The organism is Flavobacterium sp. GW821-FHT11G01 (assembly GCF_058808175.1).
Window position 1 is genome coordinate 403,390 of record NZ_JBXARK010000003.1, and the last position, 21,365, is coordinate 424,754.

A 21,365-nucleotide genomic window follows, 5' to 3' on the forward strand; every position below is an offset into this window, starting at 1 on the left:
TTCAATTTAAAAACATACTTAAATGTCTGACGTAGCAGCAATTCATAATTTAGTTCAAAAACGAAACGAATTAAAATCAGAAATAGCAAAAATCATTGTAGGCCAGGATGCAGTTGTAGATCAAATTTTACTGTGTATATTTTCAGGAGGACATGCTCTTTTAATTGGTGTTCCGGGTTTGGCAAAAACATTAATGATTAATACTTTGTCTCAGGCTTTAGGCTTAGATTTTAAGAGAATTCAGTTTACTCCGGATTTAATGCCTTCAGATATTTTAGGAAGTGAGATTCTGGATGAAAACAGACATTTTAAATTTATCAAAGGGCCAATCTTCTCAAATATTATTTTGGCAGATGAGATTAATAGAACTCCACCAAAAACTCAGGCAGCTTTACTTGAAGCAATGCAGGAACGTTCGGTAACTATTGCAGGCCAAAATTATAAATTAGATTTACCTTATTTTGTATTAGCAACTCAAAATCCAATTGAGCAGGAAGGAACTTATCCGTTACCAGAAGCACAGTTAGACCGTTTTATGTTTGCTGTAAAATTAGAGTATCCAACTTTTGAAGAAGAAGTACAGGTGGTTAAACGTACGACATCGGATGCTAAGACAACTATCAATCCTTTGTTTACAGCGCAGGAAATTATTGATTTTCAACACTTGATTCGCAGGATTCCTGTGGCGGATAATGTTATTGAATATGCAGTGACTCTGGTAAGTAAAACCCGTCCGGACAATGCATTATCTAACGATTTTGTAAAAAACTATTTAGACTGGGGTGCTGGACCAAGAGCTTCTCAAAATTTGATTTTGGCAGCAAAAGCGCACGCCGCTTTCCATGGTAAATTTTCTCCGGATATTGAAGATGTAAAAGCAGTTGCGACTGGAATTTTACGTCACAGAATTATTAAAAATTATAAAGCAGATGCTGAAGGAATAACAGAAGATATTATTATTCAGAAGCTTTTGTAACAATAGATGCGATTTCTAAGAAAGCCTGACAGAATTAATTTGTCAGGCTTTTTTCTTTTAAGCTTTACGTGTTTCGTTTATTAAGCGAACTGGTTTGTTATCAAATAATTTGACTAAAAGGACTTCAATAAGAGAAGTGTATTTTTTGTTATTACATTCATACCACCAATAGGAGAAATATTGAATTTGATTTTTTTCCATTTTAACTAACCAAATTTTTTCATTTCCTTTTTTTATTTTTTTCGATTCAATTATTTTATATCCTACACCTGTCCAGCAAACCAATGGATTGTGATTAGGTGTTTTAATGTAAATCAGCTTCTCTGGAGTCGAAATTTTAAATACTTCTTTATTTACCCAAACTCCTTTGTGGTTTTTATATTCATGGTTTAGATTTTCAAGTAAATTGTAATGTTGTTCTTTTTTGATTTCTAAACTGGTTGCGAATAGTATTATTGCAGTGATTATGGTGAAAAATACCGGATAAAGATTTTTCGTTATTTTAATTTCTTCTTTTTTCGGTTTGAAGAATCGGACCAAAAAAAGCATTGGTATGATTTGATAAAATACAAAACAGAGTATTCCAATAGTATGATGCAATACGTTTTCTTCGGTACAATTAAATAAAACCAACGTGATGATTCTGAAATAATTTGAAATAATGTTCAACGCAATTAAGAAGCAACAAAACAAAAGTATTTGTATGATGTTAAAATATTTTTGATATTTTCTTTCTTCCAGTGTTAATAAAAGTGCTCCTGAAAGCAAACCGGTTTTAAACATTGACAATCCCATACAAGCGGTATCGATGGTGATTTTAGCATCATTAATATAAAAATTGACACCTTCTATTTTATTAATCGGAATAAAATTCTTTAATGTTATATAGACATAATAGCAAAGAGCTTGTTTTATTTCTGTTGTCAGATAATCAAAAAAAGTGCTAAATAATGAAGAAAATAAAAGAATACAGATAAAGGCAATGAAGGAGAATTTTTGAGTTATGTTATAATATATAAGACAGATAAATAAGGCTAAAGCCAAAAAATGTACAGATTTGGTATGAAGACGGTAGCTTACAAATTCTAATATAAAAATCATTGTAAAAAGGGGAAAGTTTAGATTTAAGGTCGTTTTTCTTCCCCCAATAAAAAATAATGCTATTGAAAATATGATTCCTAACAAATTACTATTGAGCCCTGTTAATACAATCTTGTAATTTATAATTAAAAGACATAAAATGATTAAGAAGCCAATTGTTTTTTGGTATTTCAATAGATGATTCATTTAAATAGTCTGTTTTTTATTTTTTCTATAATAGAAGTAAAGTGTTGCAGTTCCTATAATAATTAAAAGCCATTCATGTGGCTCAGGAACTGATCCGTCATTGTTTATAGAAGCATTTCCTAATGTATTAACGTTTTTATCGATGCCATTCTTTTCATAATCTTTATCGGTTTCAAGAACAATTAATGACGAAATTGGTGTAACGATATTGGCATCTTTTGCTAATTCAACATATTGATTGCTGGCCATGGTATCGGTTTGAATTTTTACCTGTTCTTCCATAACTTTTCCAAAAGCATACATTCTGTAAATATGATTTGGACCATTGCTTTTTGAAATACTATCTTTTGGGTTTTCCTGAATAGAAATTTGAGCTGGCTCAATATTCACACCGTTTTCAGTTGATTTAAATAAAATAAATTGATGCTGTTCGATCATTTTTAAGCTGTTTGGTAAATTGGTCTGAAAGTAATCAACGTATTTTTGTTCCTTAACAGTTTGCCAAAAAGGATTAATGTCTGCTGAAATATTAATAACCTTGATGTTTCTCTGTTTTGTTTGGGTTTTAATTTTCTTCAAATAGTCTGAATTTTCCAATTCTTCAAAATTGGCCGAAAATGTTCCGGATTTTGTAATGATCAAACTGTTTTTTGCTAATTTATAAAGTGGTAATAAAGAATAATGAAAGTCTTCAAAATCTAGCTGAATTGCTTTGAAATTATCTTTATTTATTGCTGTTTTTCGACCATTTACAAAAACGTAAATATTTTTTTGATTCAGGTTTACAAATGACTCGATTTGTTTGGTGGTCCAGTTGTTGTTTAAGTCTAAAATGATTTCAGACGGCGCAAAAGGAACTACCGTTTTCTGAATATCTTTAACTTCATATGCTTTTTCTTTCCATACAAATGAATTAGAATGTATTTTATTTAAAGGCATCTTTGCGTGCCAGTCGTCTAAACCTTCAGATTCATTTATATAAAATCCATTTTTGAGTTCGAAGTCTTTGCTGGTTTCAATTTTTGTATTTCCAACTATTTGGATTCTTGAAATTGTTTTAGCATTTGAAATGTTTGGGCCTTTTATAGAAAGGCTCTGGTATTTCATTTCATTATCTTCTACTTGTAAAGGAGTTGTAAAGCCGCACTTAAAAGTTCTTGGTGTCTTGTAGTTTACTGGAAAAACTCTGACTACAATTTTATTTCCTTCTCTCCATTGCATTAAGGAAGGATCGCGATATTCTACACCCACAATTTGTTTATACGCTTTTTTTGCTTTTTCCTTAGTAGTTAAAACACCTTTACGTTCCATTCCGTTTACCCACAAAGAGAGTGAAGTTGCAACTGATCCTTCAGGTAACTGAAAAGAATAAATTGCTTCTTTTTGTCTCCATGAATCTTCGTTACAAACAATTTGCATTGTAACTTCTGTATAGGCTAATCTGGTTTCACTATATATTTTTACATCTTCTTTAATGGTTTTGGTAAATAAATCTTCGCCACTCCACAGTTGTTCTTCGGTTTCTAGTCTTTTATCAAAATTCGATTTCAGAATATTTATTTTATCATCATTATCAAGGCCAAGATCGGCGCAGCATAAATAAGCGATTGTAATAAATGGGTTGTGTATTTTTTTTTCGTTGAATTGCTTTGTTCCAAATGAATCAAGTCCGCTAAATGAAAAGAAATCATCTGGAGACACATAAACGATGTCTTTCTTTAGTAGTATTTCATTAAAAAAATTAGGCTCTAAATTTTGTGAAACCTTAATATAAGAAGGTAAATCTTCACGAGAATTAAAAGATTGCAGCATCACAGTTTTGGAAATTTTCCTGCTTTCGATTGCTAAACCTGTAGTGAAAATTAATAAAGTGATTAATATAATTGAAAACCCTACACCAAACGAAATGTAATGAATTCTGTTTCGATGCAAATAACGAATAATAGTCAACATATGAATGATTAAGACTAATGCGGGAACTAAACCATAAAATCCAAGCCCCAAAGCTAAAATTCCGATGAAAGAAATAGGTATAATCGGAATTAGATAGAGTGCAAAATAAAAGATAATCCAAAAGGACAATCCATTAATGAAAAAGTACACAAAAGTGTTAGGAATGTCTTCTGAGTTACGGTAAATGAAGAAGTTCGATAAACAGAAAGCAAAGGTTGTGATGTAAACCCAAATTGGCAAATCCTGAAAAACGGGAATTAAAGTATTTAGACAAAAGCATCCAATAAACCAGTTTAATATTAGAAATGACGTTAAATGAATGTATTGTTCTTTATGCTTTAGAATTAGGAATGAAACAATAGTTCCATAAACAAATTCTACTATTAAACTTAATATGGCAATAGATTCTGAATTATAAAAACGAAATTCTCTGCCTACAAGAGAGCTGATTAATAGTATCGTACTAAAGAGTGTAATAATTAAGCTAATTAAGACACCTGGTTCTTGCGTGTAATTTTTTAAAATTTCTATTTTGTGTTTCATAGTTATATTTATTTAAAAGTACTTTGAAATACAAAGTTAATAGAAATTTTGAATTACAAGATTTTTATTTTATTTTTTTGAAAATAGTTTTTTGAGGGAATCAGTTCTTCAGGATTGAGTCTCAAAAGAAGAAAAAAATGCAACTATAACGTTATAATTCTTTATTTAGAAAGATTCTTAGTGAAAAACGAGGTAAAATCTCACTTCGATTGTAACAACAAATTTCGACTTTGTTAAAGAAAAGATTTTAAAATATCAATAATTCATTATTTTAATACAAAATTGAGGTTTTGACAAAAACAAGCGGTCAAAATCGTTTTTTAACAATAATAATTTTTGAAAAGGCGAGTTCTATTATATTTTTTTTAATTCTCGGCTTTAATAGCTAAATTTGCGAACAAAAAATAAAAATACCAAGAAATACTTCTATTTATGAACATTTATAAGGATTACATTAAAGAGATTGAAGACCGAAAAGGTCAGGGACTTCATCCAAAACCAATTGATGGTGCTGAATTATTAAGTGACATCATTGAACAAATTAAAGATTTGAATAACGAGTACAGAGAAGATTCTCTTAACTTTTTTATTTATAATGTGGTACCGGGTACAACTAGTGCTGCTGGTCTGAAAGCTAAGTTTTTAAAAGAAATTATTCTTGGTGAATTTGCAGTAAAAGAAATAACTCCTGCTTTTGCATTTGAATTATTATCACATATGAAAGGTGGTCCTTCTATTGAAGTATTGCTTGATTTGGCTCTTGGTAATGATGTTTCTATTGCAAAACAAGCTGCAGATGTTCTTAAAACACAAGTTTATCTGTATGAGGCAGATACTGACCGTTTAAAAGAAGCATTTAAAAATGGTAACCCAGTTGCTATAGAGATTATTAAAAGTTACGCACAGGCAGAGTTTTTTACTACATTGCCAGAAGTAGTTGAAGAAATTAAAGTGGTTACTTTTATAGCTGGTGAGGGTGATATTTCAACCGATTTGTTATCTCCGGGTAACCAGGCGCACTCGCGTTCTGACCGTGAACTTCATGGTAAATGCATGATTACTCCTCAGGCACAAGAAGAAATTAAAGCACTACAAGCAAAACACCCTGATGCGAGCGTTATGTTGATTGCTGAAAAAGGTACTATGGGTGTAGGTTCATCAAGAATGTCAGGTGTAAACAACGTGGCACTTTGGACAGGTAAACAAGCAAGTCCTTATGTTCCATTTATTAATATTGCTCCAATTGTTGCAGGAACAAACGGTATTTCTCCGATTTTCTTAACAACAGTAGATGTTACAGGTGGTATTGGTTTAGATCTTAAAAACTGGGTAAAAAAGCTTGATGCAGAGGGTAATGTTATTCGTAATGAGAATAATGAGCCAATTTTAGAAGAAGCTTACTCTGTTGCTACCGGAACTGTACTTACGATAAACACAAAAACGAAGAAGCTTTACAACGGCGATAAAGAATTAATTGACATTTCTAAGGCATTCACTCCTCAGAAAATGGAATTTATAAAAGCTGGTGGATCATATGCAATTGTATTTGGTAAAAAGCTTCAGACATTAGCCGCAAAAATTCTGGATATCGAAGCTCCTCTTGTATTTGCTCCGTCAAAAGAGATTTCTATTGAAGGGCAAGGCCTTACAGCGGTAGAAAAAATCTTCAACAAAAATGCTGTTGGAATTACTCCGGGTAAAGTATTACATGCTGGTTCAGATGTTCGTGTAGAAGTTAATATTGTAGGTTCACAAGATACAACTGGTCTTATGACTGCTCAGGAATTGGAATCGATGGCTGCTACAGTTATTTCACCAATTGTTGATGGTGCATACCAATCTGGTTGTCATACAGCTTCTGTATGGGATAAAAAAGCGCAGGCAAATATTCCAAAATTGATGAAATTTATGAACGATTTCGGATTAATCACAGCTCGTGACCCGAAAGGTGTTTATCATTCAATGACTGACGTAATTCATAAAGTTCTTAATGATATTACAATAGACGAGTGGGCTATCATTATTGGTGGTGACTCTCATACAAGAATGTCAAAAGGTGTTGCTTTTGGTGCTGACTCAGGAACTGTTGCTCTTGCATTGGCAACTGGTGAAGCTTCAATGCCGATTCCGGAATCAGTTAAGGTTACTTTCAAAGGTGATATGAAAAGCTACATGGATTTCCGTGATGTTGTTCATGCTACACAAGCTCAAATGCTTAAGAAATTTGGTGGTGAAAACGTATTTCAGGGTAGAATTATTGAGGTTCATCTTGGAACTCTTACTGCTGACCAGGCGTTTACATTTACAGACTGGACTGCAGAAATGAAAGCAAAAGCTTCTATCTGTATTTCTGAGGATGATACTTTAATTGAATCTTTAGAGATTGCAAAAGAAAGAATCCAGATCATGATCGACAAAGGAATGGACAATCATAAACAAGTTCTTCAGGGATTGATCAATAAAGCAGATAAGAGAATTACTGAAATTAAGTCAGCTGAGAAACCTGCGTTAACTCCAGATGCAAATGCTAAATATTATGCTGAAGTTGTGGTTGATCTTGATCAGATTATAGAACCTATGATTGCTGATCCGGATGTAAACAACGTTGATGTTTCTAAACGATACACTCACGATACTATCAGACCTTTATCTTTCTACGGAGGAGATAAAAAAGTAGATCTTGGATTTATTGGTTCTTGTATGGTTCACAAAGGTGATATGAAAATTTTGGCTCAAATGCTTAAAAATATAGAAGATCAACAAGGTAAGGTTGTATTTAAGGCACCGCTAGTAGTAGCGCCTCCTACATATAATATCGTAGACGAACTTAAAGCTGAAGGAGACTGGGAAGTTTTACAGAAATATTCAGGATTCGAATTCGACGACAATGCTCCTAAAGGTGCTGCACGTACTGAATACGAGAACATGTTGTATTTAGAGCGTCCAGGATGTAACCTTTGTATGGGGAATCAGGAAAAAGCGGCAAAAGGAGATACTGTAATGGCAACTTCAACGCGTCTTTTCCAGGGAAGAGTTGTAGAAGATTCTGAGGGTAAAAAAGGAGAATCATTACTTTCGTCGACACCGGTTGTAGTATTGTCTACAATCCTTGGAAGAACTCCTACTTTGGATGAGTATACAGCTGCAGTAGATGGTATTAATTTGACCAGATTTGCACCTTCTCATAAATTACTAGTTATGTAATCATAAGATTAGTTAATTATATGCAAAAGCCCGAGTTATTCTCGGGCTTTTTCTTTTATGGCTATTCTATTTTTTGTATCTTGTCGTGTTCAAAATAAAAAAAACAAAAACAATTATACTTATGGCTTTTGATATTGAAATGATTAAAAAAGTGTATGAGAACATGCCAGGTCGTGTTGATAAAGCACGCGAGATTGTTGGTCGTCCACTAACTTTAACGGAGAAAATTTTGTACAATCACCTTTGGGACGGAAATCCGACGAAGGCGTTTGGCAGAGGAGTTGATTATGTTGATTTTGCACCGGATCGCGTGGCATGTCAGGATGCAACAGCTCAAATGGCATTATTGCAATTTATGCACGCTGGAAAGCCTAAAGTAGCAGTTCCTACAACAGTTCACTGTGATCACCTGATTCAGGCAAAAGTAGATGCTGCAACCGATTTGGCAAGAGCAAAAACACAAAGTAACGAAGTTTTCGATTTCTTATCGTCAGTTTCTAATAAATATGGAATTGGTTTCTGGAAGCCAGGAGCTGGAATTATTCACCAGGTAGTACTTGAAAATTATGCTTTCCCGGGTGGAATGATGATTGGTACCGATTCTCACACTGTAAATGCAGGTGGTTTAGGAATGGTAGCTATTGGTGTTGGGGGAGCCGATGCTGTAGACGTAATGTCTGGTATGGCTTGGGAGCTTAAATTCCCTAAATTAATTGGAGTAAAATTAACTGGTAAATTATCAGGATGGACTGCTCCTAAAGATGTTATTCTTAAAGTTGCAGGTATCTTAACGGTAAAAGGTGGTACTGGTGCTATTGTTGAATATTTTGGAGAAGGTGCAACTTCTATGTCTTGTACTGGTAAAGGAACTATTTGTAACATGGGGGCTGAAATTGGAGCTACAACTTCAACTTTTGGTTATGATGATTCTATGAGTCGTTATTTACGTTCTACAAATAGAGCAGATGTTGCTGATGCTGCAGACAAAGTAGCTTCTTATTTAACTGGAGATCCTGAAGTATATGCTAATCCGGAAAAATATTTTGATCAGGTTATCGAAATCAATTTAACTGAATTAGAACCGCATTTAAACGGTCCTTTTACTCCAGATTTAGCTACTCCAATTTCTAAAATGAAAGAGGAAGCAATCAAAAATAACTGGCCATTACAAATTCAGGTTGGTTTAATTGGTTCTTGTACAAACTCTTCTTACGAAGATATTTCTCGTGCCGCTTCTTTGGCAAGACAAGTAAGTGCTAAAAACTTAAAAACTAAATCTCAATTTACAATTACTCCAGGTTCTGAAGTAGTTCGTTATACAATTGAAAGAGATGGATTTATCGATACTTTCGAAAAAATTGGAGCTACTGTTTTTGCTAATGCCTGTGGACCATGTATTGGTATGTGGGACAGAGATGGAGCAGAGAAAGAAGAAAGAAATACTATTGTTCACTCTTTCAACCGTAACTTCTCAAAACGTGCAGACGGTAATCCAAATACTTTAGCTTTTGTTGGTTCTCCGGAATTGGTGACTGCTATGGCGATTGCAGGTGATTTAGGTTTTAATCCTTTAACTGATACTTTGATCAACGAAGACGGAGAAGAAGTAAGGCTTGAAGCTCCAACAGGGGATGAATTGCCTCCAAGAGGATTTGATGTTAAAGATCCAGGTTTTCAGGTTCCTGCTGAAGATGGTTCAGGAGTTCAGGTTGTTGTAAGTCCAACATCTGATCGTTTGCAATTATTGGCTCCATTTGATGCTTGGGACGGTAAAAACATTACAGGTGCTAAATTATTGATCAAAGCATTTGGAAAATGTACTACTGACCATATTTCTATGGCTGGACCATGGTTACGTTTCCGTGGACATTTAGATAATATTTCTAATAATATGTTGATTGGTGCAGTAAATGCATTCAACCAAAAAACAAACTCGGTTAAAAATCAATTAACGGGTGATTATGATGCAGTTCCTGCTGTTGCTCGTGCTTATAAAGCGGCTGGAGTTCCATCAATTGTTGTTGGAGATCACAATTATGGTGAAGGTTCTTCTCGTGAGCATGCTGCTATGGAACCGCGTTTCTTAGGAGTAAAAGCGGTATTGGTGAAATCTTTCGCCCGTATCCATGAAACTAACCTTAAAAAACAAGGTCTTTTAGGATTGACTTTTGCAAACGAAGCCGATTACGATAAAATTCAGGAGAACGATACTATTAATTTTACTGATTTAACGGAGTTCGCTCCAGGAAAACCATTAACATTAGAGTTTCTTCACGCTGATGGTACTAAAGATATCATCCTGGCAAATCATACTTATAACGCTGGTCAGATTGGTTGGTTTGTTGCAGGTTCAGCATTAAACTTAATTGCTGCAGGAAAAGCTTAATCTTTAAGATTTGATTATACTAAAAACGCTCTGTGAAAACAGAGCGTTTTTTTTAATGATAAATTTAAACAGGATTTCGATCTGATTTATTTTTAGAATTTTAAAATGGAATTTAAATAGATCAGTTGTTTTTAGCTAAATTTAATCCCTGTGATAAAACTTTGATTCGATTTGGTTTTGTATTTTCAAATTCATTAATATCTATACTGTACATATTTGCTGTAGCAGCTGTGGCATAATTTACAAATGTAGTTCCTCCTGCAATGTATAATTTATTATCAAAAAAATACATAGCTGAAGATTTTACACTTAGTTCAACTAGATATTCTTTAAGCTGCTTTGATTTAGTGTCGTAAACGCATATTTTTCTGTTTTCAAAGAAATAGATGATGTCATTATTGGACGTCACAGCTGGATGATCAAAACCGGAAAACAATTCTCCCTCAGTTTGCCATTTTTCAGTTGTTAAATCTAAACTTTCAATAGCTGTCAGAGGCTTACCGTTGTTTCCTCCAATTAAATAAATTTTATTGTCGACTATCGTTCCTGAAGTTTCCATTGCAATTGGCATGTTTGTCAGTTCATACCAATAACCAGATGTTGTATTATAAAAATGCACTTTATTTGTAAATTCTTTTTCCCCTTTTTCAGTAGATTTTATAGAACCTCCCAGAACAATAATATTATTTTTATAAGTAAAAGAAGCTGCATTTGAAGCTTGGTGAGGATAAGTTTTGTCAATTGTAATGTTTTGTTTACTCAGATCAAATACTTCAATTTCGTTTTCCAAATACTGATATTTTCCAGTTTTAGAAACTCTTTTGCCGCCTAGAACATAAAGTTTATTGTCGTAATAATTAAGGTTGTTAAAAGCTCTTCTTTTGAATTTTGCTTCAGAAGTTTCCCAAGAGTCTTTTTTAATATCGTAAGTTAAAAAGACGCCTTGGTATGCAATTGAAGAATATGAAGATTGAGATGCGACTTCGGTCAGATATTTTTGTAAAAATCGGGGATCTTCTGAGTTTATGTTTTTTGCTTTCAAGGATTCTAAAGCATTCGATTCATAGCTGTCACTGCCTCCTACAATATAAATTTTACCATCATTAATACAGGATCCAAAAGAGGAAATTGGATGTTTCAAAGGAGATAATTTAGTAAAAGCAAGTTTTGATTTTAGTTTTAACCAAGAATTAGTTATAATTGTTAACTCTGATAAATTTTCGATTTCTTCTTGAAGTGAAACTTTAAAGTTTAATTTTTTTAAATCTCCCAAGCTAATTTTTAAAGTTGTAAACCCAATATGAGAAAATTCAATACTATCTTTTTCTTGAAAATTTGAAGGCAATTTTAAACTGAATTCACCGTTTTCATTTGTTAATGTTGAGGTGTTGAAATTGAACGCTGAAATATTTATATCGTCTATTGGGAGGTTACTTTTTTCAGAAACAACTTTACCTTTAATGTTTTGGGAAATTGAAAGTAAGGGGAGGAAAAAAAATAGTAGAAGTACTTTTTTCATAATGTTTTGGCTTAAGGTTATTTAAGAGGTTTAAAAATACAATTTTTCGTATAAAAAATGGTGTTTTGAAAAAATATTGGATCAATTTTTATACCGTGTTTGTTAATTTCAATAAAATAAGTTGTTAAAAAATGTGTTTTTTTTACTTTAAAAAGTTAAATTCGCCTACCCCCAAATACAATTCGTTTTTTCAGTTTTAAATTAAAGATAGAACTGAGAAGACGAAGATTAAATAGAATAAAAATGGTTTTTAGATTAATAATAGTATTGTTTTTTTTTAGTGTTGGTGTTTTTTCGCAGGAAAAATACATCAAACATAAGATCTCAAAAGGAGAAAATCTTACAGTAATTGCTAAAAAGTATGGAGTAAAAGCAAAAGATATTTCAGAAGCGAATCCTAATGCTCCTAAAATTTTAAAATTAAATTCAATTTTATTAATTCCAAATACCAATCAAACTCCTGAGATTAAATCTGTCGAAACTGTTGCAAATAGTACTCCGGGTTTGCACGAAATTCAAGCCAAAGAGACACTTTGGGGAATATCAAAAAAATACAATGTCTCGGTTGACGATTTAAAAAAAGCAAATCCTTCATTAGAAACCGAAGGACTGAAAATTGGACAACAAATAAATATTCCGTCAAATTCAATATCGGTTTCAGAAAAACCAATTGATGATCTTAAAATTGTCACTGATGTTGAAGTTGTTGTTGAGGTTCAGCCTAAAGAAACAAAATACGCAATTGCAAAAAGATACGGATTAACAGTTGCAGAGTTAGAAAAACAAAATCCATTTATTAAAGGAAAATTACCGGTTGGATATGTTTTAAAGATTCGAACTTCAAAAGAAAAGGCTGATGCGGCTCAGGCATTATTACAGCCAACAAATCCTGCGCTAAAAGACTCTTTATCAACTCCAAATCAAAATGTTCAGATTGCTGAGAATTCAGAAATTAAAAAAGATTCGTCAACCGTTATAAGGGTTAGTAATCATTCAGATTTAATTAATCAGCTGATAATTAATGCGACTGAAAATATTGGAGTCAGGTACCGGTCTGGCGGAACAACAAAAGCAGGTTTTGATTGCTCTGGTTTAATGATTTCCACTTTTAGTAATTTCGACATTAAACTACCCAGAAGTTCTATAGAACAATCACGAATTGGTGTAAAACTCAATTCAGGTGAAGCGCAAAAAGGTGATCTTATCTTTTTTAGAACAAATGGAAGACGACAAATTAATCACGTTGGGATGGTAATTGAAGTGCTCGATGGAGAGATTAAGTTTGTTCACTCTTCAACTCACGGCGGTGTTATGATTTCTTCTACTAAAGAGCCTTATTACGAAAGAGCTTTTTCGCAAGTAAACCGTGTTTTAGAAAAAATTTAGGCATTTTGATGAATTTTATTTCTAAATTCTTCAATAGGAAAAGGTTTGCCTAAAAAATCAGTGACATAGATACTCTCGCTTATTTCTTTAATTTCATCAGGATCTAATGTCGACGAAAGTACATAGATTTGATTGCCTTTTTTTAGTTCACTATCTAATTTGGCATACGCGTTCAAAAACTCAAAACCGTTCATCACAGGCATTTGTACATCGAGAATGATAATAATCGCTGGATAAAGTTTTGCATTAGTCTGAAGCCATTCAATTCCTTCCTTACCATTATTGGTAATATGAACTTCTTCTATAGAAAGAACCTTTTTTAGCAATTGCTTAATGACAAGCTGATCTATGAGATTGTCTTCAATTAATAAAAATATATTTTTAGCTGGCATATGCATATGGTATTGTGACTATAAATTTACTTCCAATATTACTTTGTGAGCTTACTGAAATATTCCCTTTGATATTTTCTACAGCTTCTTTGACAATGTAAAGACCTAATCCTGATCCTTTGTTTTTATTAGTTCCAAAATACATTTCAAATATATTGTCCTTGTATTCATCGTGAATACCAATCCCGTTGTCTGATACTTCAATTTTATGAAAGCCATCTATAAAATAGGTTTTGATAGAAATGTACATTTCCTGTTTGCTGTTGTCTGCATATTTTATAGCATTTGAGATTAAATTCGAAATAATAATTTTTAATCGTAAATTATCACTTTGAATTTGATCAACTAATAACTCTTTGGTAAACTTAATTTGATTTGCATTTTCAATGTGCATAAGCTGTGAAATAGCCTCATCAAACAATTCTTGTAAACTGACAGGTTCCATAACAACCTCTTTTCGTTTATTTTTAGAATAATCTATAATATCATTAATGAAACGATCTTGTTTTGCAAGACTTTGGTGCATTAAATTCAAATATCTTTTGATCTGATTTGGATCATCTTCTAATTGTGTTACTTCTATGAGTCCCTTTAATGAAGTAATAGGAGAACGTAAATCGTGTGATGCACTATAAACAAAGCGATCCAGTTCGTGATTAACAAGCATTAAGTTTTCATTTTTAATTTCAATCTCCTTTTTAGAGACAATAAGTCGTTTTACCATTATGGAATAATACAAACAAACACTACAGATAATAATGAAGATGAAAAAAATGTTTGTTATGATAAGTAAGCTTTTTATTTGGCGTGTTCCTTCACCCAGAGTATTAGAAAAATTACGTTCGTTAATGGTAAGTTTGTCGCTAATAACACTAATCTCCTGTAGAAATTTTTGCTGATCTTCAATCGTTAGTATATTGCGTTTTATTTTGGCGTTAATTTGTTGTCCGATAATAAATAATTGAAAAATCAATTTGTCACCTTGTTCCCATTCGTGAATGGCTTTCGCTAAAAAAGAAACTTCTTTAAAATTTTCAAACAACCAAATAAGATCGTCTAAATCTTGTTCATGATTTCGTCCTATGAGCAGTTCTTTTCTGGCAATTTTATTATCTCCTGCTTTCAAAAGCGTTATTCTTGCAATTCCGTCGCCTTGTGGTACTCTTAATTCTTCCAGATATAATTTCCATTGATTTTGGTCTTTGGTATAGAGGTAAGTAATCAGGTGTCTGGAAGCGTCTTTTTGACCTTTAGAATAATGAGATTCGCCATTTACATAGGCTCTGTTTGCTGATAAGGTTTTAATAGTGAAAAAATTGATGCAAATTAATAGAGCACAAGAAACAAATACAATTAATAAAAGAATAAAAACATTCGCAAAGCGTAATTTCTTAAAAAAATGGAACTTAAGCATAGTTTTGTATTTGTAGGTTAATAATTTGGTTTCATGAATTCTTATGAACATCTAACAATTTTTTCCGCAGGGAATAATCTATTGAGGTTTGATTATTATGTTGAAAAAGATAAACAATTGTTAATAAAATGCCTGAATTTTATACTTTTAACATCTCTTTCAAATTTAATAAAAAAGAATTGATTTTAATTAAATAGTGCGAATTTTCTTTTAAGTTTAATACTTTTAATTTTTAATTAATTGATTATTAGTTGTTTGTTATTTATTTTTTGAAAAAGTTTAAAAAATAAATAACTTAAAAGCTTTAATGGAAAATTAAATGGAAAGTAATCTAAAAGAAACAATATCGTAAAAAAAGGATATTTTGTTTAACTGTTTTTATTCGAGAAATTAAGGCATTAAAGCAAAAAAGATCTTTCCGTTTTAAATACAGAAAGATCTTCTTGAAAAATATAAAGTGATCTAAAGTCTTAAGTTAAAATTTGAATCTAAGAATCCGCAGAGAGATTCTGATTTTCTAATTTTCTGTTATTTATGAATTCACGGATATTAATAATAAAACCTATTAACATAATAAGACTTAGAATTCCCCAAAAAATTCCCCAATATAAATTTCCAGTCGCATTGTTTTTATCTTTTTCGGCTTTTAAGTCACTTTGTGGAGTAAGCGTATTAAAGTTAGGATTCTCTTTTAAATAGAAAACTTTTGTCTGACTACCTTTCGGTAATTTACTGAATGTTTTTTTGCCTTCATAACGTTGGTTATCTACTTCAAAAGAATAATCAAAATCATATGTTTTTATGGGTAATCCAGCTATTTTTATTGTGTTTTCTTTGTAAATCGGGCTAAATGTCGCTGTAGTAAACGTATTCTCTGAAATGATTTTTTGATAATTGTTAATGACTTTATTGTCGCCTCCTTTAATATAATCGTTAGTACAGGTTTGACAAAATACAAGACATAATGCAATCATACCGAGCTGAATAAGCTTTTCAAAAACTTCTTTCATGATTTGAGATTTTATTTTTTTTAGTTGTTTAGATGACAAAAACAATAGTAACGCTCTATAACTATGTTTCCTTAATTATTTTGGTAAATATTGGTTGGGATCTTCGTTATCAAACTTATTTGTTATAATTTCTTCCTTAACAAAACTTAATTTAGGTTCAGCGTCAGTTTTTTGAAATTGTGAGTTCGAAATTGCCGAATTTTTAATTTTAAAAAGAGTAATGCTAAAGTATACTAAACAGGCAATTCCTACCAGAATCAAAAAGATATTCAGGTAAAGTTCCGTTCCTTGTTTGTCTAAACTTTGCATTAACATAATAAGCGCGAATAAAGGAAATATAATTCCCCAATATTCCATGTTAATCCAGAATAAACCGTGATTGTTTTTGAAATTTATTTCCTTACCCGTTTCTTTATCAATAAATACCCTTAAAGTTTTATTCCATTTAATTCCATAAATAAAGCTAAAAATTGCAGCAATATAAAGAGGAATAACAAAACTTTGCGTTATATAATTTTCTGGTAAAATTGGGATGAATAAAAAGATGGCGATAAATAAAATTAGAAGTGAGAGAAATCCTCTTCCTGACCAAACTATCATAATTGCTGATTTAAATGAGATTGCCTACTACTTTTAAAGTCCTGTTTTCGGCTTATTTTGACTGAATGTTTTAGATAGAAAATTATTATGAGTTGTAATTTATTAAACCTTTAAAAAACTGAATTCCACCAAATAAAATAGCTCCCCAAAAAATGAAACCTACATTTGCAAGCGTTAAAGCAGTTCCGCCAACACACCATAAAGCGCCATAAATCATGTCTTTTTTTGCTTTTTCTTGTTGTGCATCTTCTATTTGCTCTTCTAGTTTCTCTACAATAATTGCGGCACTTTCAGCACTCAATCCTTTTTCAACAAGAGCGGCTCTGGTTTCGTATGCTGACTTATCCTGGTTGATTAAAAGATTTGCGGCATAATTATAAAATTGATTCGCTACTTCCTGAGATTCTACGTTCGTGGTTTCCATAATGTGGTTGGTTAAGTTTTATAGTTTTGATTTTCAAATATAAATAGTTGAAATTGTATAATCTTACGGGAAGACGTAAAGTGTTAAAATTTTATTTTTGAAGTTGATTTAGATAAATAAAAACTGCAATATTTAAATAGTAGCAGCTTTTATTTATTCAATTTCATGCCAGAAGTGTCCGCAACCATTTTTGCACTCGGTATTTCTTCTTTCTGTGTCCGTAATTTTAAAGACCCAAAGTAATGCAGTTATTGTTTTTATATTTTCAGTTTCAGGAAGCAGAAGTAACTTACTAAATGCAATTTTAGTTGGATATGTTTTTAAAATTACAATTGGAGAATAGGTTGGTTTTAATGGAATTGTAGCTATTGCATTTTGATAAGCTTCTGAATTATAATCTGTTTTATTTGAAATTGAATTAATGATGTAGTAATTCAAAGTTTTGAAAATATCTTCGAAATTATATTGTAATAATAATTTGAGACCAGAATTAAAATCTATTTTGTCTTGTGCTATTTTATTGATTATTTCTTCCATTCTTGTTTTTAGAACTTTTTAAAGATATAACTGTCTAAAATAAAAGGTAAAAGCATCGTTGCAATTAAGATTGTGAAAGTATAAATATAATCAATTTTATATTTCGGAAATTTTCCTAATTCAGGCTCTCTTTTAAATATTTTAAAGTAAATATTTCTTGTGATCTTTTGAATAATCAGAAAGATAAAAAGCATTTGAGAACCGAAATAGCTAATGTTTCTCATTTCGTTATTAGAGTTGTCTTCAATTAATATTCCAATAATGATTAATAGAATTGCAATTGAAATCCAAATGATAAATACCTTTTTCTCTTTTAATCTTTCTATTTGAAATCCCACGACAAAAAGAGGAATTGTAAAAATTATATAAAGTAAAATGTCAATATTCATATTTCTTATTTGGGATTTAAATTATCGCTAAAGTATAAAATATCTTTTTTGATTTTTAAATATAATATCGTCTTATGAAACCGAGACCGCATGAGGGATAGAGGCGGTATCTCCCGATTTAGAAAAACAAGGCTTTTTAGCCGTAGTTTTTGTTAATCGGGAATATAGCCGAAAGCACGACCCGCCTTTTTCGGCGGGACATGCCCAAATTATTATGTGCAAGTTTTTATTTCTAATTGGAATTCTAAATTTTCAAAATTTGGAATTTGAAATCTTTAGATTTCAGAAAAAAGTATATCTTTAACCAACCCAAAACCAAAAAAATGCAAGAAAACGAACAAGACCAAGAACATTTTAAAAGAGAACTCGGATTACTAGACGGAACCATGCTTGTCGTGGGTTCTATGATTGGCTCCGGGATATTTATCGTAAGTGCCGATATCGCCAGACAAGTAGGATCTGCGGGCTGGCTAACACTAATTTGGCTAATCTCTGGATTAATTACCATTATTGCTGCCGTGAGTTATGGCGAGTTGAGTGCCATGTTTCCAAAAGCTGGTGGACAATACGTTTACCTAAAAGAAGCTTACAATAAACTGATTGCCTTTTTGTACGGCTGGAGCTTTTTTGCCGTAATTCAAACCGGAACAATCGCCGCTGTTGGTGTGGCTTTCTCAAAATTTGCCGCTTACATTTATGAACCGTTAAGCGACGAAAATATATTATTTGAATTGGGTTCTTTTAAACTCAATGCAGCACAATTAGTTTCGATTTTTACTATTATTTTATTGACTTACATTAATAGTCGTGGAGTGAAAAACGGAAAAATTTTGCAAACTGTTTTAACGATTATCAAAATTTTATCATTGCTGGGCTTAATTGTTTTCGGATTAACACTTGCCGCAAAAGCTTCAGTTTGGGATGCGAATTGGGCAGATGCCTGGACAACACGTTCGTATAATACTGAAAATGGTTCGTGGCTTCCGATAAGTGGAACAGCTTTAATTACTGGAATTTCGGCCGCAATGGTTGGATCATTATTTTCAAGTGATGCATGGAATGGAGTAACTTTTATTGCGGGAGAAATTAAAAATCCAAAACGTAATGTTGGTTTCAGTTTATTTCTGGGAACTTTTATTGTAACGATAATTTATGTTTTGACCAATTTGATGTATTTGGCTGTAATTCCGCTTGACGAAATTGCAACAGCAAAATCAGATAGAGTAGCGGTTGTGGCTTCGCAATATATTTTTGGAAATATCGGAACACTAATTATAGCTATCATGATTATGATTTCGACTTTTGCCTGCAACAACGGATTAATTATGGCAGGCGCCAGAGTTTATTATACAATGGCTAAAGATGGTTTGTTCTTTAAAAAAGCAGCTGTGTTAAACGAATCTAGTGTTCCTGCATGGGCACTTTGGGCACAATGTATTTGGGCTTCAGCTTTGTGTCTGACAGGGAAATACGGTGATTTATTAGATTTTGTAATCATCATTGTATTGATTTTTTATATACTAACAATCTACGGAATCTTCATTTTACGTAAAAAAATGCCAGATGCAGAAAGACCTTATAAAGCTTTCGGGTATCCGTTTTTACCAATGTTATACATCATTATTGCAACAGCGATTTGTATTTCATTGCTATTAACTAAATTTTCAACCTGTGGTTGGGGAGTATTAATTATGCTAACTGGAATTCCGGTTTATTACTTAACAAAACCAAAGGAGAATTAAAAAGTTGTTTCAAAGTTTCAAGTTTGAAAGTTTCAAGTTAAATCAACTGTGGAAATAAATAAAAGAAACCGCCTTGTTATTAGCAAGGCGGTTTCTTTGTATAAATCTGCTCAATCTGCAGAATCTGCGTGAGAAAATAATCTCGCAAAGACGCAAAGGCGCAAAGTTTTTTAAGCTTTATTTTTTTACTTTGCGACCTTGCGACTTTGCGACCAAAAAATCACTAGCGCACTTTGCGTAAAACCCTTGCGCCCCTTGCGGTTAAATCTTCAGCACATTTCAAAAAAAAAAGACACTGCTTATTTCTAACAGTGTCTTTTGATTTAAATAATCCAGGAAACGTTTTGGTGATTATACCATTTCAGTTTCAGTAGATGATTTTATAGTTGAATTAATAATATTCAAAGTAAGAGGATCTGTTTCTCCAGAGAAAAAAGCATCTAATATTTCCTGAAATACAGGATTCGTGTTTTCTGCCAAAGAAAAAAGTGTCATCGACGAGCGTAATTTACGAGCGTCTAAATCGCCTAAAATTCCATCAGCTGATTTTCTTTTAAAAGTCAAAAAAAGTTCAGAAATTTCAATAAGATGTTTTCCTAAAATAGGATGTTCTAAAAATTCGGTTGCTTCTTTTAGATCGTTAATGGCATAAAGATTTGCAGTATCACTACTACCTAATCCTTTAATCTGAGGAAAAATGAACCACATCCAGTGTGTCTCTTTTTTTCCTTTTTTGATTTCAGAAAAAGCAGTAAGATAAAGTTTGTTTTGCGCATCTAAAAAACGCGATAAATCATTGTTTGAGTAAGCCATTATGGTATTGAATTTATAAAAAAGGGTTGCAAAAGTACTAAAAAAGATAAGGTCTGCCTAATAAAAGGTTCACGCAATGAGTAATTTAACTTTTTTCGACAGAATTTTCCTCGTCGTTAGATTGTATAAAATAATTTCATTTTCAGTCATTTATAAATCATAAACTACGATGGGTTTGTCTAAAAGTTAAATTAATTCGTGGCAAAACATCTCGGGCTGTTTTCGGAACCTGATGTTGCCAATAACTATTGGTCGTCCCGGCCATCAACAAAAAAGAGCCATGATGCAGTGGGATTTCGACCTGCGGAATCTCCTTGCTAAATTTATGGCGAAGCCTGAACATTCTGGTTTCGCCAAAAGTCACTGAAGCAATAGTAGGATTTGGCCCAGTATTATGTTCTTTATCGCTGTGCCAGCCTACGCCATCATTTCCATCTCTGTATAAATTAAGCAGAACCGTATTAAAATCTAATTGCGTTTCTTTTTCAACACGACCTCTAATAGTCAATAATTCATAAGTCCAGTCTGGTCCTTTTGGATCTGCTCCGGGATTATCTTTGTCTTCATACCAGGCAATCATTCTTGGAACAGTATAGATTTTATCATAAATTTCCATTTCATATTCTCTCCATTTAGTCTTGCGAAGTATTCTTTCATAAAAACGATCAGATTCTTCTTTTGTAAAGAAATTGTCGATCAATATTAATTCAGAATCAGGAATGTCAAATACTTTTTTTCCTGCCAAACCTGCGGTAAATAATTCGGTGTCGTTAAATAATGTCATTTTTTC

Annotated in this window: 17 protein-coding genes; 5 read left to right on the forward strand and 12 right to left on the reverse strand. The window is 32.2% G+C overall.

Features of this window, described 5'->3' with window-relative positions:
- The first annotated feature begins 22 nt into the window (after positions 1 to 22).
- The gene (locus AC1RRN_RS08720; RefSeq protein ID WP_492966915.1) at positions 23 to 976 is read left to right on the forward strand and encodes an AAA family ATPase; all 954 of its coding nucleotides are present in this window, start codon (positions 23 to 25) and stop codon (positions 974 to 976) included.
- 57 nt (positions 977 to 1,033) lie between these two features.
- On the opposite strand, the gene xrtN is transcribed toward AC1RRN_RS08720, so the two are convergent.
- Positions 1,034 to 2,263: an exosortase N gene (gene xrtN / locus AC1RRN_RS08725; protein ID WP_492966916.1), complete on the reverse strand. Its 1,230-nt coding sequence runs from the start codon at positions 2,261 to 2,263 to the stop codon at positions 1,034 to 1,036.
- A complete protein-coding gene (locus AC1RRN_RS08730) occupies positions 2,264 to 4,759 on the reverse strand; it encodes an XrtN system VIT domain-containing protein (RefSeq protein ID WP_492966917.1) in 2,496 nt (831 codons plus the stop codon).
- A 432-nt stretch (positions 4,760 to 5,191) separates the two neighbouring features.
- Here AC1RRN_RS08730 and AC1RRN_RS08735 point away from each other — a divergent pair, with 432 nt between their 5' ends.
- Together AC1RRN_RS08735 and AC1RRN_RS08740 are read left to right on the forward strand one after the other, a co-directional pair.
- Positions 5,192 to 7,963 (forward strand): bifunctional aconitate hydratase 2/2-methylisocitrate dehydratase, encoded by a 2,772-nt coding sequence (locus tag AC1RRN_RS08735; RefSeq protein ID WP_492966918.1) that lies wholly within the window; start codon positions 5,192 to 5,194, stop codon positions 7,961 to 7,963.
- Positions 7,964 to 8,084: 121 nt separating this feature from the next.
- Entirely contained in the window at positions 8,085 to 10,349 is a 2,265-nt protein-coding gene (locus tag AC1RRN_RS08740) for an aconitate hydratase (RefSeq protein ID WP_492966919.1), read from the forward strand.
- 121 nt (positions 10,350 to 10,470) lie between these two features.
- Here the strand turns inward: AC1RRN_RS08740 and AC1RRN_RS08745 are convergent, their stop codons facing one another.
- Positions 10,471 to 11,868: a Kelch repeat-containing protein gene (locus AC1RRN_RS08745; protein WP_492966920.1), complete on the reverse strand. Its 1,398-nt coding sequence runs from the start codon at positions 11,866 to 11,868 to the stop codon at positions 10,471 to 10,473.
- A 243-nt stretch (positions 11,869 to 12,111) separates the two neighbouring features.
- Here AC1RRN_RS08745 and AC1RRN_RS08750 point away from each other — a divergent pair, with 243 nt between their 5' ends.
- Positions 12,112 to 13,254 carry a C40 family peptidase gene (locus AC1RRN_RS08750; RefSeq protein ID WP_492966921.1) on the forward strand — a complete coding sequence of 381 codons (1,143 nt, stop codon included), beginning with the start codon at positions 12,112 to 12,114 and terminating at the stop codon, positions 13,252 to 13,254.
- Here AC1RRN_RS08750 and AC1RRN_RS08755 read toward each other — a convergent pair.
- The 7 genes from AC1RRN_RS08755 to AC1RRN_RS08785 form a co-directional block, all read right to left on the reverse strand.
- Positions 13,251 to 13,646, reverse strand: coding sequence for a response regulator (locus AC1RRN_RS08755; protein ID WP_492966922.1), 396 nt, complete (start codon positions 13,644 to 13,646; stop codon positions 13,251 to 13,253). The two genes, AC1RRN_RS08750 and AC1RRN_RS08755, sit on opposite strands and share 4 nt — an antisense overlap.
- Complete coding sequence (locus AC1RRN_RS08760) at positions 13,636 to 15,111, reverse strand: sensor histidine kinase (protein WP_492966923.1); 1,476 nt, start codon at positions 15,109 to 15,111, stop codon at positions 13,636 to 13,638. The genes AC1RRN_RS08755 and AC1RRN_RS08760 overlap by 11 nt, the downstream gene beginning before the upstream one ends.
- A 437-nt stretch (positions 15,112 to 15,548) precedes the next feature.
- Entirely contained in the window at positions 15,549 to 16,070 is a 522-nt protein-coding gene (locus AC1RRN_RS08765) for a hypothetical protein (RefSeq protein ID WP_492966924.1), read from the reverse strand.
- Between the two features lie 75 nt (positions 16,071 to 16,145).
- Entirely contained in the window at positions 16,146 to 16,670 is a 525-nt protein-coding gene (locus AC1RRN_RS08770; RefSeq protein WP_492966925.1) for a hypothetical protein, read from the reverse strand.
- 85 nt (positions 16,671 to 16,755) lie between these two features.
- On the reverse strand, positions 16,756 to 17,094 hold the full coding sequence (locus AC1RRN_RS08775) for a hypothetical protein (RefSeq protein ID WP_492966926.1): 339 nt from the start codon (positions 17,092 to 17,094) through the stop codon (positions 16,756 to 16,758).
- A 153-nt stretch (positions 17,095 to 17,247) separates the two neighbouring features.
- Positions 17,248 to 17,631 (reverse strand): DUF5958 family protein, encoded by a 384-nt coding sequence (locus AC1RRN_RS08780; RefSeq protein WP_492966927.1) that lies wholly within the window; start codon positions 17,629 to 17,631, stop codon positions 17,248 to 17,250.
- A gap of 8 nt (positions 17,632 to 17,639) precedes the next feature.
- Entirely contained in the window at positions 17,640 to 18,020 is a 381-nt protein-coding gene (locus AC1RRN_RS08785; RefSeq protein ID WP_492966928.1) for a hypothetical protein, read from the reverse strand.
- Positions 18,021 to 18,343: 323 nt separating this feature from the next.
- Here AC1RRN_RS08785 and AC1RRN_RS08790 point away from each other — a divergent pair, with 323 nt between their 5' ends.
- The gene (locus AC1RRN_RS08790) at positions 18,344 to 19,762 is read left to right on the forward strand and encodes an APC family permease (protein WP_492966929.1); all 1,419 of its coding nucleotides are present in this window, start codon (positions 18,344 to 18,346) and stop codon (positions 19,760 to 19,762) included.
- A gap of 351 nt (positions 19,763 to 20,113) precedes the next feature.
- On the opposite strand, the gene AC1RRN_RS08795 is transcribed toward AC1RRN_RS08790, so the two are convergent.
- The gene (locus tag AC1RRN_RS08795; protein WP_492966930.1) at positions 20,114 to 20,575 is read right to left on the reverse strand and encodes a DUF1810 domain-containing protein; all 462 of its coding nucleotides are present in this window, start codon (positions 20,573 to 20,575) and stop codon (positions 20,114 to 20,116) included.
- Positions 20,576 to 20,732: 157 nt separating this feature from the next.
- On the reverse strand, positions 20,733 to 21,359 hold the full coding sequence (locus AC1RRN_RS08800) for an alpha-ketoglutarate-dependent dioxygenase AlkB family protein (protein ID WP_492966931.1): 627 nt from the start codon (positions 21,357 to 21,359) through the stop codon (positions 20,733 to 20,735).
- Positions 21,360 to 21,365: the final 6 nt, after the last annotated feature.

Bases quoted from the DNA above. Each gene is read 5' to 3' on its own strand.
- AC1RRN_RS08720 (WP_492966915.1), top strand. From the start codon at position 23: ATGTCTGACGTAGCAGCAATTCATAATTTAGTTCAAAAACGAAACGAA.
- xrtN (WP_492966916.1), bottom strand. From the start codon at position 2,263: ATGAATCATCTATTGAAATACCAAAAAACAATTGGCTTCTTAATCATT.
- AC1RRN_RS08730 (WP_492966917.1), bottom strand. From the start codon at position 4,759: ATGAAACACAAAATAGAAATTTTAAAAAATTACACGCAAGAACCAGGT.
- AC1RRN_RS08735 (WP_492966918.1), top strand. From the start codon at position 5,192: ATGAACATTTATAAGGATTACATTAAAGAGATTGAAGACCGAAAAGGT.
- AC1RRN_RS08740 (WP_492966919.1), top strand. From the start codon at position 8,085: ATGGCTTTTGATATTGAAATGATTAAAAAAGTGTATGAGAACATGCCA.
- AC1RRN_RS08745 (WP_492966920.1), bottom strand. From the start codon at position 11,868: ATGAAAAAAGTACTTCTACTATTTTTTTTCCTCCCCTTACTTTCAATT.
- AC1RRN_RS08750 (WP_492966921.1), top strand. From the start codon at position 12,112: ATGGTTTTTAGATTAATAATAGTATTGTTTTTTTTTAGTGTTGGTGTT.
- AC1RRN_RS08755 (WP_492966922.1), bottom strand. From the start codon at position 13,646: ATGCCAGCTAAAAATATATTTTTATTAATTGAAGACAATCTCATAGAT.
- AC1RRN_RS08760 (WP_492966923.1), bottom strand. From the start codon at position 15,111: ATGTTCATAAGAATTCATGAAACCAAATTATTAACCTACAAATACAAA.
- AC1RRN_RS08765 (WP_492966924.1), bottom strand. From the start codon at position 16,070: ATGAAAGAAGTTTTTGAAAAGCTTATTCAGCTCGGTATGATTGCATTA.
- AC1RRN_RS08770 (WP_492966925.1), bottom strand. From the start codon at position 16,670: ATGATAGTTTGGTCAGGAAGAGGATTTCTCTCACTTCTAATTTTATTT.
- AC1RRN_RS08775 (WP_492966926.1), bottom strand. From the start codon at position 17,094: ATGGAAACCACGAACGTAGAATCTCAGGAAGTAGCGAATCAATTTTAT.
- AC1RRN_RS08780 (WP_492966927.1), bottom strand. From the start codon at position 17,631: ATGGAAGAAATAATCAATAAAATAGCACAAGACAAAATAGATTTTAAT.
- AC1RRN_RS08785 (WP_492966928.1), bottom strand. From the start codon at position 18,020: ATGAATATTGACATTTTACTTTATATAATTTTTACAATTCCTCTTTTT.
- AC1RRN_RS08790 (WP_492966929.1), top strand. From the start codon at position 18,344: ATGCAAGAAAACGAACAAGACCAAGAACATTTTAAAAGAGAACTCGGA.
- AC1RRN_RS08795 (WP_492966930.1), bottom strand. From the start codon at position 20,575: ATGGCTTACTCAAACAATGATTTATCGCGTTTTTTAGATGCGCAAAAC.
- AC1RRN_RS08800 (WP_492966931.1), bottom strand. From the start codon at position 21,359: ATGACATTATTTAACGACACCGAATTATTTACCGCAGGTTTGGCAGGA.